This window comes from Sphingomonas hankookensis (assembly GCF_028551275.1).
Lineage (GTDB): Bacteria > Pseudomonadota > Alphaproteobacteria > Sphingomonadales > Sphingomonadaceae > Sphingomonas > Sphingomonas hankookensis_A.
This window is the reverse complement of the sequence record NZ_CP117025.1, coordinates 3443742-3461485: the sequence shown is the minus strand read 5'-3', so window position 1 is coordinate 3461485 and position 17744 is coordinate 3443742. Positions and strand designations below refer to the sequence as shown.

The window sequence follows — 17744 nt, the reverse complement described above, 5'->3', positions numbered from 1 at the left end:
CGGTGCCCACGGTTGCTAAGGCGCAGCGGTTATCGCTCGTATTCGCATGTGCGGCGGGCCTTGCGAGCGGATACGCCGCTCCGTCCGGGCCGGGCTGCCATGACCAACTGGGAAGGACCCGCATGACCGCCATTGGCCAGGACACGCTCGGCACCCGCGACACGCTTACTGTCGGCGGCAAGACCTATTCTTATTATTCGCTGGCCAAGGCGTCGGCCAAGCTCGGCGACGTGTCGCGGCTGCCCTTCTCGATGAAGGTGCTGCTGGAGAACATGCTCCGCTTCGAAGACGGCGTGACCGTCACGCAAGAGGATGCGCAGGCGATCGTCGACTGGCAGAAGGATGCCCGGTCGGACCGCGAGATCCAGTATCGCCCGGCGCGCGTGCTGATGCAGGACTTCACCGGCGTTCCCTGCGTCGTCGATCTGGCGGCGATGCGCGACGCGATCACCACGCTCGGCGGCGACGCGGGCAAGATCAACCCGCAGGTCCCCGTCCACCTCGTGATCGACCACTCAGTGATGGTCGACGAATTCGGCACGCCGACCGCGGCGGAAGAGAATGTCGAGCTGGAATATAAGCGCAACATCGAACGCTATGAATTCCTGAAATGGGGTTCGAAGGCGCTCGACAATTTCTCGGTCGTACCGCCGGGCACCGGCATCTGCCACCAGGTGAACCTCGAATACGTCGCGCAGGCGGTGTGGTCGTCGGAATCGACCGATGGCAGCGGCACGATCGCCTATCCCGACACGCTGGTCGGCACCGACAGCCATACGACGATGGTCAACGGCCTCGGTGTGCTCGGTTGGGGCGTGGGCGGCATCGAGGCGGAAGCCGCGATGCTCGGCCAGCCGGTGTCGATGCTGATCCCCGAGGTCGTCGGCTTCAAGCTGACCGGCAAGCTGCAGGAAGGCATCACCGCCACCGATCTCGTGCTGACCGTCACGCAGATGCTGCGCGCCAAGGGCGTGGTCGGCCGCTTCGTCGAATTCTACGGTCCGGGTCTGTCGTCGATGACGCTCGCCGACCGTGCGACGATCGCCAACATGGCGCCGGAATATGGCGCGACCTGCGGCTTCTTCCCGGTCGATGACAAGACGATCGACTATATGCGCCTGACCGCGCGTCCCGAGGAAGTGATCGCGCTGACCGAAGCCTATGCCAAGGCCAACGGCTTCTGGCGCGACGAGAATGCGGTCGACCCGATCTTCACCGACACGCTCGAACTCGACATGTCGACCGTCGTGCCGTCGCTCGCCGGTCCCAAGCGTCCGCAGGACCGCGTCGAACTGCCCAGCGTCGACGACGTGTTCAACGCCGACCTCGCCAAGGTCTACAAGAAGGATTCGGCCAAGCGCGTCGCGGTCGATGGCGAAGGCCATGACATCGGCGACGGCGACGTCGTGATCGCCGCGATCACCAGCTGCACCAACACGTCGAACCCGTCGGTGCTGGTCGCCGCCGGCCTCGTCGCGCGCAAGGCGAACAAGCTGGGCCTGAAGCCCAAGCCGTGGGTCAAGACCTCGCTGGCGCCGGGTTCGCAGGTCGTCACCGACTATCTCGACAAGGCGGGGCTGACCCAGGATCTCGACGCGGTCGGCTTCAACCTCGTCGGCTATGGCTGCACCACCTGCATCGGCAATTCGGGTCCGCTCGCCGCACCGATCTCGGCGGCGATCAACGGCAACGACATCGTCGCCGCGTCGGTCCTGTCGGGCAACCGCAACTTCGAAGGCCGCGTGTCGGCCGATGTCCGCGCCAACTTCCTCGCCTCGCCGCCGCTCGTCGTGGCGTACGCGCTGAAGGGCACCGTGACCGAGGACATGGTCACCACCCCGATCGGGCAGGGTTCGGACGGGCAGGACGTCTATCTCAAGGACATCTGGCCGTCGAACGAAGAGGTCGCCGACCTGATGGCCGCCAATATCGACGACGGCATGTTCCGTGCGCGCTATGGCAATGTCTATGCCGGCGACAAGCATTGGGCCGGCATCTCGGTCGAGGGTTCGGACACCTATAAGTGGCCGACCAGCAGCACCTATATCGCCAACCCGCCCTATTTCGACGGGCTGGCGATGACGCCGAACCCGATCGCCGACATCATCGAGGCGAAGCCGCTGGCGATCCTCGGCGATTCGATCACCACCGACCACATCTCGCCGGCGGGTTCGATCAAGGCGGACAGCCCGGCGGGCAAGTGGCTGATGGAGCGGCAGGTGTCGCGCGCCGACTTCAACTCCTACGGCGCGCGCCGCGGCAACGACAATGTCATGGTCCGCGGCACCTTCGCCAACATCCGCATCAAGAACGAAATGGTACCCGGCGTCGAAGGCGGCATGAGCCGCTATGACGGCGAGGTCATGCCGATCTATGACGCGGCGATGCGCCACAAGGCCGACGGCACCCCGCTGGTCGTGATCGCGGGCAAGGAATATGGCACCGGCTCGTCGCGCGACTGGGCGGCGAAGGGCACCAACCTGCTCGGCGTCCGCGCGGTCATCACCGAAAGCTTCGAGCGTATCCACCGTTCGAACCTCGTCGGCATGGGCGTGCTGCCGCTGCAGTTCGCCGAGGGCGTGACCCGTCAGACCCTCGGCCTGACTGGCGACGAAACCTTCACGATCCAGGGCGTCGCCAACCTGCGCCCGCGTCAGGACGTCGAAGTCATCATGGTCCGCGCCGACGGCACGACCGAAACCTTCCTGACCAAGTGCCGCATCGATACCGTCAACGAGCTGGAATATTTCCTGAACGGCGGCATCCTGCAATATGTGCTGCGCAAGCTGGCCGCGTAAGCGGTAGCCCGCGACGGCCGACAAGGGCCGCGTCTTCCGACATGGGAGGCGCGGCCTTTTTCGTTGGGGTGCGCAGCGGAGCGCGGCTAGCGAAGACGATGCCGGATAGAGAAGGCGGTCGCGTTCCCGGAACTTGCCGATGGCGAGAAGCAACGCGCGTGCGGTCGCAACCAACTTGGCTTTACAGATCGCCGATGACGGCTCTAACATTCCACGTCTCGCGCAACTGACGCTGAAAGATGGGCCACCATCGGGGAGCGCGGGGGCATCGGCCGCGCGTCTGGGCATCCTTCCGATATGGGGAAAGCAGATGCCCGAGCTTGCCAGCGTGCTGACCTTCGCCGCCATCGCCCTCGGCATGGTCCTGACGCCGGGGCCGAACATGGTCTATCTGATCTCCCGGTCGATCTGTCAGGGCAGGACCGCCGGCCTGATTTCGCTCGGCGGTGTCGCGCTCGGCTTCGTCTTCTACATGCTGTGCGCCGCCTTCGGGATCACCGCGCTCGTGCTGGCGGTGCCCTATGCCTATGACACCATCCGCGTCGCGGGCGCCCTCTACCTGCTGTGGCTGGCGTGGCAGGCGGTGCGCCCCGGCGGACGCTCGCCGTTCCAGGTCAAGGACTTGCCGGCCGATAGTCCGCGCAAGCTGTTCCTGATGGGCTTCCTGACCAACCTGCTGAACCCCAAGATCGCGGTGATGTACCTCTCCCTCCTGCCGCAGTTCATCGACCCTGCGAAGGGCAGTATCCTGGGCCAGGCATTGGTTCTGGGAAGCGTCCAGATCGTCATCAGCGTCTTCGTCAACGCCCTGATCGCGGTTTCGGCCGCGTCGATCGCCATGTTCCTGACGCAGCGCCCGACATTCGCGCTGGTCCAGCGCTGGGTGATGGGGACCGTCCTGGCCGGGCTGGCCGTCAGGATGGCAACGGAGGCGCGGCGCTAGGTCGAAATGGCGCCGCTCCACCGGCTTCGCCCGGCGCGGGAAGCGCTCCTTTCGGGAACGGGGAACGGGAATGCCGCGTCACGCCTTCGCGCTTGCCGTTTTGGTCCGCCAGCGCAATGAACGGTCCATGCCCGACGCCGACACCATCCGGATCGCTGCCGCCCTGATCGATGACGGAGACGGGCGAACGCTGCTGGTCCGCAAGGCCGGTACGACGTGGTTCATGCAGGCCGGCGGAAAGATCGAGGCGGGGGAAGCGCCGGTCGACGCCCTCTGCCGCGAACTGCGCGAGGAAATCGGCTTTTCCGTCGATCGGGCGATGCCGCGGCATCTGGGCTGTTTCACCGCGCCGGCCGCGAACGAGCCGGGGCGATCGGTTCGGACAGACCTATTCCATGTCCGTTTCGCACAGGATCCGGCACCGAGCCTTGAGATCGAGGAGGCCGTTTGGGCGGACCTGGCGACGGCGGAGGCGATGCCGCTGGCGCCGCTGACCAGGGACCATGTGCTGCCCCTGTTCTCTGCGCTCGCGGCGGACGCATGACGCTCCCCAAGATACTGGTCAGCGCGTGCCTCCTTGGCAGGCCGGTGCGATATGATGGTGCGGCGAAGACCCTCCATGACACGCTGCTGGACCGCTGGATCAGCGAAGGCCGCGTCGTGTCGGTGTGCCCGGAGGTCATGGCGGGATTACCGACACCCCGACCGCCAGCGGAGATAGCGGGTGGGGCGAGCGGAGCAGCGGTCATCGAACGGGCCGGTCGCATCGTCGAGGCGGGTGGCAATGACGTGACCGAAGCCTATCTCGCCGGCGCGCGGATCGCGCTTGAACATGCTGTCCGGCACGATTGCAGACACGCCCTCCTGACGGATGGAAGTCCGTCCTGTGGCGGCAGCTTCATCTATGACGGCAGCTTCGAGGGTCGCCGGATTGCGGGTGAGGGCGTGACGGCGGCCCTGCTCCGACAGCAAGGGATTGCCGTATTTTCACCGGCGGAAATTTCGGCTCTCGCAGCAGCGCTCGATGGGTGAGGTAGGCGATCGCGCATTGTCGAACGGGGGGGGGAACGCGGAAGCCAATGCCTATCGGCTGTTGGACGCAACTACGCCCCCGATGGACATGTCGTCCGGAAGCTCCAGTTCGTAGATGCCCCGAGCAGCCCGCACCATGCGGGATGACGAGGCCGGGCGCACATCAGCCAACTCCCATGCAAGCCAGCCCTCCTCGAAATAGTTGGCACAGGCCGGCTTCACATCAGTCTGTAGAAAGGGGCGAACACCGGCCACACGAACGACCGCGACGATACGACCATCGCGATCCTCCTCCCCGTCGACATTCAGGAAAATTCCGTTCTCGACGATCACAAGATCATCGTTCGGCATCAAATCCGGCATCCAGCGCCGAATTTCCAACGTCTTCCTACCAGTGGCAATGTGACCCCCACCCGGCGCGACAATCGACAATGCTTTCATGCGTTCAGATAGAAAGACGCACTCTGCCCGCGTCAATCAGGGTAGGGCGCATTGCCCTTCCCGAAAACGAAAATGTGCCGCGAAGGCCGTCGCGTCGATGTGCATGAACGTCAGGGGAAAGCAGCCGGCTTTCCTACAGCCGCACGCCCATGCCATGATCCGGCCGGCTTTTTGAAACCGTGAAACCATGCAACCGCTTACCGGGGACACCATGGTGACGCGCAAACACCGCGCGAGTGTGAACTTAGTGAACTTTGGACCGCAAACCCCCGCCCCGCACGCAGCGGGGCAGGGGGATCGGCGTCACTTCTGGCAGGCGACGATCGCCTCGATCACGGCCAGCGTTTCCTGCGGGTCGCGAATCTTGACCGTGTCCATCCCCGCCGCCTTGGGCGCGTAGTCATTGCCGCCGGGGAAGATCGCGTCGCCGATGAACAGCATGTCGTCGGTGGCGATGCCGCTGATATCGGCCAGCTTGGCGAGGCCGGTGGCCTTGTCGACGCCTTCCTTGGTGATGTCGATCGACGTGGCACCGCCCATGTTGATCGACAGGCCGGGCAGGCGCTGCTTCAGGTCGGCCTGGATGATCTTGCGCTTCTCGAACTTGGGGTCCCAATGTTCCTTGGCATCGATCGGGGCCTGCTGACCGAGTGCCGAGAAGGTGATCTGGCTGCCGCGATCCTCGATCCGCTCGCCCCAGGTCTGTTCGGGGACGAAGCCGGTCGCCTCCAGCGCGGCGTCGAACGCCTCGAGAATCTTGGTCTTGGTCGCGTCGTCGAACAGGTCGGCATAGACCGTGTTCCAGCGGCCGTCGCCATAAGTGTACAGCTTGGTGCCGCTGGTCGGCATCATCCACAGCCGCGACAGGTCGGCACGCGCGGGCAGGCGGGTCGCCACCTGCTTTTCGAACTGCGGCCAGTCGCCGCCGGAAATGATCGCGACATGCGCGACGCCCAACAGGTCGGCCAGCGCCTCGCCCATCGGCTCGGTCAGCTGCTGCTTGCTTTCGGCCAGCGTGCCGTCGAGGTCGAAGGCTACCAGTTGCTTCATGTCGTACTCCGCGGGAATAGAGGGAACGGGCGACGTCCGCGCCGCCCGTCCGGGATTATTTGAGCGCTTCGACCAGCTTCTTGACGCTCTGGCTCTGGCCGCGCGGCAGGATCAGGATGTCGTTGCCGCTGGCGACGACGATCAGGTCCGACACGCCGACCATGCGGATGCGGACGCCGTCGGTCCGCACCAGGCAGTCGCGGGTGTCGATCGCCAGCACTTCGCCGCGATGCGCATTGCCGGTCTCGTCGCGCTCGCTGATCGCGTGCAGCGCGTCCCAGCTGCCGAGATCGTTCCAGCCCATCGCGACCGGCACGACGGCGACACGATCGGCCTTTTCCATCACGGCATAGTCGATCGACTGCGACGGTGCCTCGGCAAAGGCGGCGGCGTCGGGGGCGACGCGGTTGCCGCTACGCTCGGCCTTGTCCATCGCCCGCTCGCACGCCGCCAGCATCTCCGGCTCATGCTGGCCCAGTTCCGCCAGATAGCGGTCGGCGCGGAACAGGAAGATGCCGCCGTTCCACACATGGTCGCCGGCCGCCAGCATCGCCTGCGCCGCGTCGAGCGGCGGCTTTTCGACGAAGCGCGCGACGCGGTGGACGCCCTCGGCAATCTCCTCGCCGGCCTGGATCCAGCCATAGCCGGTTTCCGGCGCGTCGGGCGAGATGCCGAAGGTCGCGAGCCAGCCGTCCTGCACCTTGGGCAGCGCGCGCTGTACGGCGGCATGGAATGCCGGCACGTCGGTGATCACATGGTCCGACGGCATGACCAGCAGCACGGCATCGGGCGTCCCGGCGGCCAGTGCGGCCAGCGCGATGGCGGGCGCGGTGTTGCGGCCGGCCGGTTCGAGGATCAGCGCGCTGGGCGTGGCATCGACCGCGCGCAGCTGTTCGTCGATCATGTCGGCATGGCGGGCATTGGCCACGATGATCGGCGCACCGAATTCGTCGCCGACCGCGCGCTGGGCGGTCAGCTGCAGCATCGTCGCCTCGGCGGTCAGCGCCAGCATCTGCTTGGGCGTTTCCGGGGTCGACATCGGCCACAGGCGGGTGCCCGAACCGCCGGAAAGGATCACGGGTACGATCGTCGGCATGGTCAAGCAGGTTCCTGTACAAGAAGTTGGAAAGCAAGGCCGTCAAGAATTACCGCGACGCAGCAATCCATTATTACTGAGCCCGCCTTAACAAACGGCATTTTGTTTCGCAAGCGCAGCATTATTGGAAGTCAACGTCCGCCGTCGCGCCGGGTCAATGCCGCGACGCAACTGGCGCGGTCGATCGGCGCACCGCTGCGCTGGCGTGCGTCGACATGGCGGACGACGGGGACTCCGCCTTGCTGCGGGGCATAGAGATAGGCGTCGAGGACGCAGATGTTGGAGCCGAACTGCAGCTTGCGACCGGCCCCTTCGGTCAGGTCGAGCAACGGCTGGCCGAACAATTGGGTCAGCGCATTGGCGTTCTGCCCCATCACCCGTTCCAGCCCGACCGTGCCATAGCTCGGGCGAGGCGGGGTCGGCAGGGCGTTCTGACGCACGACGGGACCGGGCGTGGCACAGGCGGACACGGCCAGCGCCAGGCCCACGCTGATCCCAACGCTACGCATTCCCAACCCCCTTGCCCCGGCGTCGATGAAAGCCATGCGTCGCCATCGCGGCGCCGATCAGCGGCGCAACGAAATTCACAAACGGTATCAACAGCAATCCGGTTCCCACCAGTCCCAGAAGAAACCGCCGACCGCCGCTGGCCGAACGTTCGGCGGGCATCGCCGCTGCGGGAAGGTGGCGTGCCGCGACCATGTCGGACAGGTCGCGCCCCAGCAGCCAACCATTGACGACGAAGAACACGGCCGCCGTGCCGATGCCGGTGGCGAGCAGCAGCAGGTAGAGCGGTACGAAGAACAGGTTCACCGCCACGGTGCGCAGGACCGACTTGCCCCCCATCGCCATCGACCGGCCGAGCGGCACCGGGCGCGCGGTCGCCAGCGCGGCGGGATAATGTTTCGCCTCGACCGCCTCGACCACCTCGTCGGCGAACAGGCCGATCACGGCGATGGCGACGATGCGGAACAGCAGCCAGGCGAGGCCGATCGCGACGATGACGGCGGCGATCACGGCCAGCGTGCCGGCATCGTCGCCCATCACGAACCAGTCCGCCACCGCCCAATGCGCCCCCCACGCGAGCCCGGCACCGACCAGCGCCAGCAGGACCAGGGTGAGCGCCAGCGACTTGGCCAGCACCCGCAGGAACGCACGGTCGCCAAGCTGCGCGACGGACAGGAAAAAGCTCTCGATCATGCACCCGACGATGGTGGCGCAAGGAGGGCGCGTCAACGCCCGACCGGGCTGCCGCTTGCTAGCGCGCGCGCCGCTGGCTAACGCCCGAACCAATGTCCGCGCGACGTCGCCGGGCGATATTCTTCGGAGACCTTGATTGACCCAGCCCACGCTCGACGTCGTTGCGATCGGCAACGCCATCGTCGATATCCTTGCCCAGTCCGACGACGCGTTCCTCGCAGCGGAGGGCATGACCAAGGGGTCGATGCAGCTCGTCTTCTCGCCGGCCGATGCCGACGCGCTCTATGCCAAGATGGGCCCGGGCCGCGAAGTGTCGGGCGGGTCGGCCGCCAACACCGTTGCCGGCATCGCCGCGCTGGGCGGCAAGACCGGCTTCATCGGCCAGGTCGCCGACGATCAGCTGGGGGCGGTGTTCGCCCATGACATCCGCGCCGCCGGCGTCCGCTTCGACACCGCTGTGCGTGCGGGCGAGCCGGCGACCGCGCGCTGCATGATCTTCGTCACGCCTGACGGGCAGCGCACGATGAACACCTTTCTCGGCGCGTCGCAGTTCCTGCCCGAAGCGGCGCTCGATGCCGACCTGATCGCCAGCGGCGCGATCCTGTATCTCGAAGGCTATCTGTGGGACCCGGAAGAGCCGCGCGCCGCGATGCGCGCCGGCATCCGCATCGCACGCGATGCCGGGCGCAAGGTCGCCTTCACCCTGTCGGACACCTTCTGCATCTCGCGCCACGGCGACGACTTCCGCGCGCTGATCGCCGAGGGGCAGGTCGACATCCTGTTCGCCAACGAGAACGAACTGCTCGCGCTGGCGCAGGTCGAGGATTTCGACGCGGCAGTGGACAAGATCGCGAGCCAGGTGCCGGTGCTGGTCGTCACGCGCGGCGAACATGGCGCGATCGCGGTGACGGAGGGCAAGCGGACCAGCGTGCCCGCGCAGCCGATCGAGCGCGTGGTCGACACGACCGGCGCGGGCGACCTGTTCGCCGCCGGTTTCCTGCACGGCCAGTCGCATGGGTATGACATCGAACGCTCGCTGAAGCTGGGTGCGCTGTGCGCCGCCGAGATCATCTCGCACTATGGCGCGCGTCCCGAGGTCGACCTGACGAAGCTGATGGCCGACAAGCTGGACGGCTGATCCGCCTATCCATCACCGACAAAAAGAAAGGGCCGGGGAAGCGATTCCCCGGCCCTTCCTGTATCGAAGCGTCGTTGCCGATCAGTCCTTGGGACTGCCCGGCAGCGGCGGCACCGGCAGGGGCGGAACGCCCGCATCGTCCTCATGGGTGTCGACGATGCCGCGCCCGACATGGCTGCGCGAGCGGCTATAGCCGAAATACACCAGCAGCCCGAAGAACGCCCAGCCGAAGAACAGCGCGAGCGTGTAGAAGGACAGGCTGAAGAACAGGTAGATGCAGCCGGCGACCGCCAGCGGAGCGACGACCATGACCGCCGGCGTGCGGAACGGGCGACGACGGTTCGGATCGGTCTTGCGCAGCACCAGCACCGCGATCGCGACCATGGCGAAGGCGAACAACGTGCCCGAGTTCGAGATATCGGCCAGCGCCCCGACCGGGAACAGCGCGGCGAAGAAGGCGACGAACACGCCGGTGATGATCGTCACCACGTGCGGCGTGCCGTATTTCGGGTGCACCTTCGACAGCTTGGCCGGGAGCAGACCGTCACGGCTCATCACGAAGAAGATGCGTGTCTGGCCGAACATCATCATCAGCACGACGCTGGGCAGCGCCAGCCCGGCGGCGAGGCCGATCAGGTTGCCGACCTGCTGCCAGCCGATCTCGCGCAGCGTCCATGCCAGCGCTTCCTTCGAGCAGACGACGGCCTGGCTGCCGATATTGGCGCAGGCAGCCGCCAATTCGGTGCTGCCCGGCGCGATGCCCTTGCCCGCCGCATCGACCAGCGGCTGTGCGCCGACGGTGCCGATGACGCCGGCAGCGACGAGAATGTAGAAGATGGTGCAGATGGCAAGGCTGCCGATCAGGCCGATCGGCATGTTGCGTTGCGGGTTTTTCGTCTCCTCGGCCGCGGTCGACACCGCGTCGAACCCGACATAGGCGAAGAAGATCGACGCGGCGGCGGCGGAAATGCCGCCGAAGCCCAACGGCGCGAACGGCTCGAAATTCTTCGACTGCATCACCGGCAGCGCCAGCGCGCAGAACAGGATCAGCGCACCGATCTTGACCGCGACGAGGATCGCGTTGATGAACGCCGATTCCTTGGTTCCGATCACCAGCAGCCAGGTGACGAGCAGCGCGATGATGAAGGCCGGCACGTTGATGATGCCGCCATCGATCGGGCCGAGCGTCAGCGCAGTGGGCAGGTCGATGCCGGCAAATTCCCTGAGCAACCCGACGAAATAGCCCGACCAGCCGACCGAAACGGCGCCGGCGGCAACGGCATATTCGAGCACCAGCGCCCAGCCGACCATCCAGGCCAGCATCTCGCCCATGACGGCATAGCTGTAGGTATAGGCCGATCCCGATACCGGGACCATCGACGACATTTCGGCGTAGCACAGGGCGGCGACCGCGCAGACGAGGCCGGCGATGATGAACGAAATCATCATGCCTGGTCCCGCCTTCTGCGCGGCTTCGGCGGTCAGAACGAAGATGCCGGTGCCGATGATGGCGCCGACGCCCAGCATGGTCAGCTGGAACGCACCCAGGGTGCGGGTAAGCGATTTCTTCTCTGCGGTCGCAAGGATCGCATCGAGTGGCTTGATACGGCCAAAAATCATGCAGGCCCCCCAAACGCGGCGCCTTCTTGCGGGGCCGCGAGATTACAAAGGCGTAAACCTACCCGCAAATCCGCCCCGCGCAATTCCTTTCGTGCAATAAAGCTGTCCTATCTCGCCAGCATCGGTCCCAGCGGCGCGCCGCCGAAGAGATGGACGTGCAGGTGCGGCACCTCTTGTCCGCCATGTCCGCCGATATTGGCGAGCAGGCGATAGCCCGGTTCGACCAGCCCATGCTCGCGCGCGACATGGCCCACGGCGCGGACGAATCCTGCGATTTCGGCATCGGGTGCGCGGGCGGAAAAATCGTCCCACGACACATAAGCGCCCTTGGGGATCACCAGCACATGCACCGGCGCCTGCGGGGCGATATCGTGAAAGGCGAGGGCATGTTCGTCCTCATATACCCGCTTGGCCGGTATCTCCCCGCGCAGGATGCGGGCGAAGATATTGTCGGCGTCATAGGGCTGGGTCGCGTCGATCGGCATGGACTTACTCCTTGGGACGGGACGCTTTTTCAGCGATGCCCGACAGCCCGTCGCGGCGGGTCAGTTCAGCGCGGACATCGTCCAGCGCGATGCCCTGGGTCTGCAGCAGCAGCGTCAGGTGGAATATCAGGTCTGCGGCCTCGCCGATCAGCCCGGCGCGGTCGTTGCCGCACGCCGCGATGACGCATTCGACCGCTTCCTCGCCGACCTTCTGCGCGATCTTCGCCGTGCCGCGCGCGTGCAGCTTCGCGACATAGGATTGGGTGGGATCGCCGCCGATCCGGCTGGCGATCACCGATTCGAGCCGGTCGAAGGCGTCCATGTCAGTCCCTGTTCCTGCGTTGCCGATTGCGGATCGCCCGCCGCGCCAGCACCACCATGAAGACGAAGGCGACGAACGTCGCGACGTCGGAAAAGGCAAAGCCTTCGCGGGGCGGCGCAATGCCCGAATGGGCGGCGAGGGCGGTAGTGGCCATGGGGCGGCTGTAGGGGGTTTTGCGAGGCCTGAAAATCCTCCCCGCGAGCGGGGAGGATTTAGTGGCTGCGAACCGGCACCCCAGCCGCCGCCAGCGCGGCGTGCGCGTCCGCCACCGACGCTTCCCCGAAATGAAAGATCGACGCCGCCAGCACCGCGCTCGCATGTCCCTGCGTCACGCCCGCGACCAGATGGTCGAGCGTACCGACCCCGCCCGACGCCACCACCGGCACCGACACGGCGTCGGCGATCGTCCGGATCAGGTCGAGGTCATAGCCGTCGCGCGTCCCGTCGCGGTCCATCGACGTCACCAGCAATTCGCCCGCACCCAGTTCGGCCAGTTTCAGCGCATGTTCGACCGCATCGATCCCCGTCGCGCGGCGACCGCCATGGGTGAACACTTCCCAGCGCCCGTCGATCCGGCGGGCATCGACCGACGCGGTGACGCACTGGCTGCCGAAGCGGTCGGCGATGTCGGCGACCAGTTCGGGCCGCGCCACGGCGGCGGAATTGACGGCAACCTTGTCCGCTCCGGCCAGCAGCAGCGCGCGGGCATCGTCGGGCGATCGCACGCCGCCCCCCACGGTCAGCGGCATGAAGCACACCTCCGCCGTCCGCCGCACCACGTCGATGATCGTGTCGCGCCCTTCATGGCTGGCGCCGATATCGAGGAACGTCAGTTCGTCCGCGCCCGCCGCATCATAGGCGCGCGCCTGCTCGACCGGATCGCCCGCATCGCGCAGTTCGACGAAGTTCACGCCCTTCACCACCCGCCCGGCATGCACGTCGAGGCAGGGGATGACCCGCGCCCGCACCGTCATGCGGCAGCGACCCGGATCGCTTCGGCGAGGTCGAGGCGACCGTCATACAGCGCCCGGCCGGTGATGACGCCCTCGATGCCGGGCTTGCCCTTCAGCGCATGGATGTCCTCGATCCCCGCCACGCCGCCGCTGGCGATGACCGGGATCGATACGGCGGCGGCCAGCGCGGCCGTCGCCTCGACATTGCAACCTTTCAACATCCCGTCGCGACCGACATCGGTGAACAGGACGGCGGCCACCCCGGCATCCTCGAACCGGCGGGCGAGGTCGGTGACCGACACCGTCGACACATCCGCCCAGCCGCGCGTCGCGACCATGCCGTCCCACGCATCGACCGCCACCACGATCCGTCCCGGACAGGCGGCGGCGGCTTCGCGCACGAAATCGGGGTCTTCCAGCGCGGCGGTGCCGATCACGACCCGCGCGACGCCGAGGTCGAGCCAGCGGTCGACATTGGCGCGGTTGCGGATGCCGCCGCCCAGCTGCACCCGGCCTGGAAACGCCTTGAGGATACCCGCCACCGCATCGCCATTGACCGACTGGCCCGCAAAGGCGCCGTCCAGATCGACGACGTGCAGATGATCCGCCCCGGCATCGGCAAACAACGTCGCCTGATGCGCGGGATCGTCGCCATAGACCGTGGCACGGTCCATATCGCCCTCGGCCAGACGGACGACCTGTCCGCCTTTGAGGTCGATTGCCGGAAAAACCGTCAAGGACGCCATTTGAGAAACCTCTCCAGCAGCGCCAATCCGTAGCGCTGGCTCTTTTCGGGGTGGAACTGCGCGCCGAGGATATTGTCGCGGCCGATCGCCGCGGTCACCGGGCCGCCATGGTCGGTCGTGGCCAGTACATCCTCGCCCTCGAACGCATAGCTGTGCAGGAAATAGGCTTCGCCGGGCACCAGCAGCGGGTGCTCGCGGACCGGCACCACGTCGTTCCAGCCCATGTGCGGCACGGTGACGCCGGGGGCGGGGGTCAGGCGCCGGACGGTGCCTTCGATCCAGCCGAGGCCGGCATGGCTGCCGAACTCCTCGCCGGTAGTCGCCAACAACTGCATGCCGACGCACACGCCCAGAAACGGCACGCCGCCGTTCAGCACCCGCGACCGCATCGCCTCGACCATGCCGGGGATCGCGGTCAGCCCGTTCATGCACGCGGCAAAGGCGCCGACGCCGGGCAGCACGATCCGGTCGGCCTTCGCGACCGCATCCGGGTCGGCGGTGATCGCCAGATCGGCCGCACCCGCTACCTTCAGCGCATTGGCGACCGACTGGAGATTGCCCGCGCCGTAATCGATCAGTGCGATCAAAACAGCTGGCCGATCTGGTCCATCGCCAGCGTCATGGTGAAGGCGACGACCTCGACCGTGGCGACGCCGTTGACCACGAACGGATCGGTCTCGGCAACCGCGCGCACCGCGTCTTCTTCCCCCCGGAACAGCAGCACGCCGCCGGTCGGCGGGTTGCGACGCCCGGCCAGCAGCATCGTGCCCTCGTCCATCGCCGCCTTGATCCACGCGACATGCGCGTCGCGGTGGACGTCGACCTCGTCCAGCGGCTTCACATAGCTCAGCATTGCCAGGCACATCGGCTGCATCGGACGGGCTACCATGTCACAATACTCCCTTGGTCGACGGGATGGCATCGGCCTTGCGCGGGTCGATTTCGGTCGCGGTGCGCAGGGCGCGGGCCAGCCCCTTGAAGATGCTCTCGGCGATATGATGGTTGTTGGTGCCGTAGAGCGTCTCGACATGCAGCGTGATGCCCGCTGCCTGCGCGAAGCTGTGGCAGAAATGGCCGAACATCTCGGTATCCATCGTGCCGAGCTGCGCCTGGGTGAACTGCACCTTCCACACCAGCCACGGACGGCCGGAAATGTCCAATGCCACGCGGGTCAGCGTCTCGTCCATCGGCGACAGCGCGTCGCCATAGCGGCGGATGCCGCGCTTGTCGCCCAGCGCCTTGGCGAACGCCTCGCCGATCGCGATGCCGGTATCCTCGACCGTGTGGTGCGCATCGATATGCAGGTCGCCCTTGGTCCGCACGGTCAGGTCGATCAGCGAATGCCGCGACAGCTGTTCGAGCATATGGTCGAAGAATCCGACCCCGGTCGACACGTCATAGATGCCGGTACCGTCGAGATTGACCGTGACGTCAATCGACGTCTCGCTGGTCGTGCGGGCGATGGTGGCGGTGCGCATGGGCGTCTCCATAGCGTGTGGCGCATCCCATGCAACGCAACGAATCTTGACGGACCGGCAAACGCCGCTACCCAAGGCGCTATGAGCCAGCCCGTCGCCGACAGCCTGATCCCCTATGACGAGATCGTCCAGGAAGCCCTGCGCGCCGTCGTCGGCCGCGTCCTCGGGCAGGTGTCCGCCACCGGCGCGCTGCCGGGCGAGCATCACTTCTATATCACCTTCAAGACCCAGGCCCCCGGCGTCGACATCCCCAAGCGGCTGATCGAGCGGTTTCCGGACGAGATGACGATCGTCATCCAGCACCGTTTCTGGGACCTGACCGTCGATGGTGAACGCTTTTCGGTCGGCCTGAGCTTCGGCGGCATCCCGTCGACCCTCGTCATTCCCTATGCCGCGATCACCGGCTTCCACGATCCCGCGGTCAATTTCGAACTGCGCTTTCAGGCGAATGACGAGCCGGGCGACGAACCCGAACCGCACGACCCGCCCGAAAACGACGCGCCGATCGCGACCAGCGAGGACGGGTCGAACGTCGTCGCGGTGGATTTCAAGCGCAAGAAGTGACGATCGAGGTCGTCGCTTCGCCCGGCGAGGCCGAGCGCGACGCGATCCTGCGCATCCTGGTCGCGCATAACGAAGCCTCGGTCGGCCCGACCGAACGGCAGCAGGTGGCGATCGTCGTCCGGGACGACGCCGGCACGATCACCGGCGGACTGTGGGGCAAGATCGGCTATCGCTGGCTGTTCGTCGAATTTCTGGCGGTATCGCCCGACCATAAGCGGCAGGGCATCGGCCGCGCGCTGATGCAGCGGGCCGAGACGCTGGCGCGGGATGCAGGATGCATCGGCATGTGGCTCGACACGTTCAGTTTCCAGGCGCGCGGCTTCTACGAAAAGCTGGGGTTCGGTCATTTCGGCACGATCGACGATTTTCCGCCGGGGCATAGCCGCTTCTTCCTGTCGAAACGGATCGACTGACGCGGCCACGGGTTTTGTCGGCATGACCGATACCCGTACCGAAACCGACTCGATCGGCGCGATCGAGGTTCCCTCCGCCGCTTACTGGGGCGCGCAGACCGAACGATCGATCGAGAATTTCCCGTTCCCCCCGTCCGAACGAATGCCGATCGGCATCGTCCATGCCCTCGCCATCGTGAAGCAGGCGGCAGCGCGGGTGAACCGTGCCCATGGCCTCGACGCCACACTCGCCGACGCGATCGAGGCGGCGGCGGGCGAGGTGATCGCCGGCAGGCTCGACGACCAGTTCCCGCTGGTCATCTGGCAGACCGGCAGCGGCACCCAGTCGAACATGAACGCCAACGAAGTCATCGCCGGCCGCGCCAACGAAGCGCTGACGGGCAAGCGCGGCGGCAAATCGCCGGTCCATCCGAACGATCACGTCAACAAGGGCCAGTCGTCGAACGACAGCTTCCCCACCGCGCTGCATGTCGCGGCGGTGGTGGCGCTCAACCGCGACCTGCTCCCGGCGCTCGATCGTCTCGCAGGATCGCTGGAGGCCAAGGCACGGGACTGGGCAGATATCGTCAAGATCGGCCGCACCCATTTGCAGGACGCAACGCCGCTGACGCTGGGTCAGGAGTTTTCGGGCTATGTCGCGCAGTTGCGCGACGCCTATCGCCGGTTGCGATCGGCGGAAGGCGATCTGTTGCGCCTGGCGCAGGGCGGCACGGCGGTCGGCACCGGCCTTAACGCCGCGGCGGGGTTCGCCGAGGCGGTTGCGGCGGAAATCGCGGCGATTACCGGCCATGCCTTCGTCACCGCACCCAACAAGTTCGAGGCTCTCGCGTCGAACGACCCGCTCGTGCAACTGTCGGGCACGCTCAATACGCTGGCCGTTGCGCTGACCAAGATCGCCAACGACATCCGCCTGCTGGGGTCCGGCCCGCGCTCCGGGCTGGGCGAGATCGATCTGCCCGCCAACGAACCGGGCAGCTCGATCATGCCGGGCAAGGTCAACCCGACCCAGTGCGAGATGCTGACGATGGTCGCCGCGCAGGTGATGGGCAATCACCTGTCGGTGACGGTCGGGGGGATGCAGGGGCATCTGGAGCTGAACGTGTTCAAGCCGCTGATCGGCGCGGCGGTCCTGCGGTCCATCGACCTGCTGGCGATCGGCATGACGAGCTTTGCGACACGCTGCGTCGACGGGATCGAACCGAACCGCGCGCGGATCGGCGAACTGGTCGAACGCTCGCTGATGCTGGTCACCGCGCTGGCGCCCGAGATCGGCTATGACAATGCCGCCAAGATCGCCAAACACGCCCATGGCGAAGGGCTGACGCTGCGCGAGGCGGGACTGGCGCTGGGACTGGTCGACGAGGCGACGTTCGACCGGCTGGTCCGGCCGGAGACGATGGTCGGATAGCCGCTATCGCCGGCCGCTTTCCTACACGGCGGACGAATGCCATGCTGCCTGCTGGGG

Annotated in this window: 22 protein-coding genes and 1 riboswitch; of the genes, 8 read left to right on the top strand and 14 right to left on the bottom strand. The window is 66.4% G+C overall.

Going from position 1 to position 17744, the window contains the following annotated elements:
• Positions 1-122: 122 nt before the first annotated feature.
• From acnA to PPZ50_RS16465, 4 genes are all read left to right on the top strand, one after another.
• Complete coding sequence (gene acnA / locus PPZ50_RS16480; protein ID WP_272815544.1) at positions 123-2798, top strand: aconitate hydratase AcnA; 2676 nt, start codon at positions 123-125, stop codon at positions 2796-2798.
• 212 nt (positions 2799-3010) lie between these two features.
• Positions 3011-3091: riboswitch (ZMP/ZTP riboswitch) on the top strand.
• 17 nt (positions 3092-3108) lie between these two features.
• Complete coding sequence (locus PPZ50_RS16475) at positions 3109-3741, top strand: LysE family translocator (RefSeq protein WP_272815543.1); 633 nt, start codon at positions 3109-3111, stop codon at positions 3739-3741.
• A 127-nt stretch (positions 3742-3868) separates the two neighbouring features.
• Positions 3869-4285 (top strand): NUDIX hydrolase, encoded by a 417-nt coding sequence (locus PPZ50_RS16470; protein WP_272815542.1) that lies wholly within the window; start codon positions 3869-3871, stop codon positions 4283-4285.
• The gene (locus tag PPZ50_RS16465; RefSeq protein ID WP_272815541.1) at positions 4282-4773 is read left to right on the top strand and encodes a DUF523 domain-containing protein; all 492 of its coding nucleotides are present in this window, start codon (positions 4282-4284) and stop codon (positions 4771-4773) included. The genes PPZ50_RS16470 and PPZ50_RS16465 overlap by 4 nt, the downstream gene beginning before the upstream one ends.
• Before the next feature lie 51 nt (positions 4774-4824).
• Here PPZ50_RS16465 and PPZ50_RS16460 read toward each other — a convergent pair whose 3' ends face one another.
• From PPZ50_RS16460 to PPZ50_RS16440, 5 genes are all read right to left on the bottom strand, one after another.
• Entirely contained in the window at positions 4825-5214 is a 390-nt protein-coding gene (locus PPZ50_RS16460; RefSeq protein ID WP_272815540.1) for an ASCH domain-containing protein, read from the bottom strand.
• 303 nt (positions 5215-5517) lie between these two features.
• Positions 5518-6264, bottom strand: a complete 747-nt coding sequence (locus PPZ50_RS16455; protein WP_272815539.1) for an HAD-IIB family hydrolase — start codon at positions 6262-6264, stop codon at positions 5518-5520.
• A 55-nt stretch (positions 6265-6319) separates the two neighbouring features.
• Positions 6320-7360 carry a mannose-1-phosphate guanylyltransferase/mannose-6-phosphate isomerase gene (locus tag PPZ50_RS16450; RefSeq protein ID WP_272815838.1) on the bottom strand — a complete coding sequence of 347 codons (1041 nt, stop codon included), beginning with the start codon at positions 7358-7360 and terminating at the stop codon, positions 6320-6322.
• Between the two features lie 131 nt (positions 7361-7491).
• Positions 7492-7869 (bottom strand): hypothetical protein, encoded by a 378-nt coding sequence (locus PPZ50_RS16445; RefSeq protein ID WP_272815538.1) that lies wholly within the window; start codon positions 7867-7869, stop codon positions 7492-7494.
• Positions 7862-8560: an EI24 domain-containing protein gene (locus PPZ50_RS16440; RefSeq protein ID WP_272815537.1), complete on the bottom strand. Its 699-nt coding sequence runs from the start codon at positions 8558-8560 to the stop codon at positions 7862-7864. The genes PPZ50_RS16445 and PPZ50_RS16440 overlap by 8 nt, the downstream gene beginning before the upstream one ends.
• Positions 8561-8696: 136 nt before the next feature.
• Between PPZ50_RS16440 and PPZ50_RS16435 the strand changes: the two genes are divergently transcribed.
• Positions 8697-9698, top strand: coding sequence for an adenosine kinase (locus PPZ50_RS16435; protein ID WP_272815536.1), 1002 nt, complete (start codon positions 8697-8699; stop codon positions 9696-9698).
• A gap of 81 nt (positions 9699-9779) precedes the next feature.
• Here PPZ50_RS16435 and PPZ50_RS16430 read toward each other — a convergent pair whose 3' ends face one another.
• The 9 genes from PPZ50_RS16430 to hisB form a co-directional block, all read right to left on the bottom strand.
• Complete coding sequence (locus PPZ50_RS16430; RefSeq protein WP_272815535.1) at positions 9780-11318, bottom strand: amino acid permease; 1539 nt, start codon at positions 11316-11318, stop codon at positions 9780-9782.
• Positions 11319-11425: 107 nt separating this feature from the next.
• A complete protein-coding gene (locus PPZ50_RS16425; RefSeq protein WP_066688553.1) occupies positions 11426-11803 on the bottom strand; it encodes a histidine triad nucleotide-binding protein in 378 nt (125 codons plus the stop codon).
• Between the two features lie 4 nt (positions 11804-11807).
• On the bottom strand, positions 11808-12125 hold the full coding sequence (locus PPZ50_RS16420; RefSeq protein WP_066688555.1) for a phosphoribosyl-ATP diphosphatase: 318 nt from the start codon (positions 12123-12125) through the stop codon (positions 11808-11810).
• A 1-nt stretch (position 12126) separates the two neighbouring features.
• Positions 12127-12279, bottom strand: a complete 153-nt coding sequence (locus PPZ50_RS16415) for a hypothetical protein (protein WP_157092676.1) — start codon at positions 12277-12279, stop codon at positions 12127-12129.
• 58 nt (positions 12280-12337) lie between these two features.
• Positions 12338-13099, bottom strand: a complete 762-nt coding sequence (gene hisF / locus PPZ50_RS16410; protein ID WP_272815534.1) for an imidazole glycerol phosphate synthase subunit HisF — start codon at positions 13097-13099, stop codon at positions 12338-12340.
• Positions 13096-13824, bottom strand: a complete 729-nt coding sequence (gene hisA, locus PPZ50_RS16405; RefSeq protein ID WP_272815533.1) for a 1-(5-phosphoribosyl)-5-[(5-phosphoribosylamino)methylideneamino]imidazole-4-carboxamide isomerase — start codon at positions 13822-13824, stop codon at positions 13096-13098. Before hisA ends, hisF begins: the two co-directional genes overlap by 4 nt.
• Positions 13812-14411 (bottom strand): imidazole glycerol phosphate synthase subunit HisH, encoded by a 600-nt coding sequence (gene hisH, locus PPZ50_RS16400; protein ID WP_272815532.1) that lies wholly within the window; start codon positions 14409-14411, stop codon positions 13812-13814. Before hisH ends, hisA begins: the two co-directional genes overlap by 13 nt.
• On the bottom strand, positions 14408-14713 hold the full coding sequence (locus PPZ50_RS16395) for a YciI family protein (RefSeq protein WP_066688559.1): 306 nt from the start codon (positions 14711-14713) through the stop codon (positions 14408-14410). The genes hisH and PPZ50_RS16395 overlap by 4 nt, the downstream gene beginning before the upstream one ends.
• 1 nt (position 14714) lies before the next feature.
• Positions 14715-15302 (bottom strand): imidazoleglycerol-phosphate dehydratase HisB, encoded by a 588-nt coding sequence (gene hisB, locus PPZ50_RS16390; protein ID WP_066688609.1) that lies wholly within the window; start codon positions 15300-15302, stop codon positions 14715-14717.
• An 81-nt stretch (positions 15303-15383) separates the two neighbouring features.
• Here hisB and PPZ50_RS16385 point away from each other — a divergent pair, with 81 nt between their 5' ends.
• The 3 genes from PPZ50_RS16385 to fumC are packed head-to-tail and all read left to right on the top strand — an operon-like array spanning position 15384 to position 17687.
• Complete coding sequence (locus tag PPZ50_RS16385; RefSeq protein WP_066688560.1) at positions 15384-15866, top strand: SspB family protein; 483 nt, start codon at positions 15384-15386, stop codon at positions 15864-15866.
• Complete coding sequence (locus PPZ50_RS16380; RefSeq protein WP_066688564.1) at positions 15863-16279, top strand: GNAT family N-acetyltransferase; 417 nt, start codon at positions 15863-15865, stop codon at positions 16277-16279. The genes PPZ50_RS16385 and PPZ50_RS16380 overlap by 4 nt, the downstream gene beginning before the upstream one ends.
• Positions 16280-16301: 22 nt before the next feature.
• On the top strand, positions 16302-17687 hold the full coding sequence (gene fumC, locus PPZ50_RS16375; protein ID WP_272815531.1) for a class II fumarate hydratase: 1386 nt from the start codon (positions 16302-16304) through the stop codon (positions 17685-17687).
• The last annotated feature ends 57 nt before the right edge of the window (positions 17688-17744 follow it).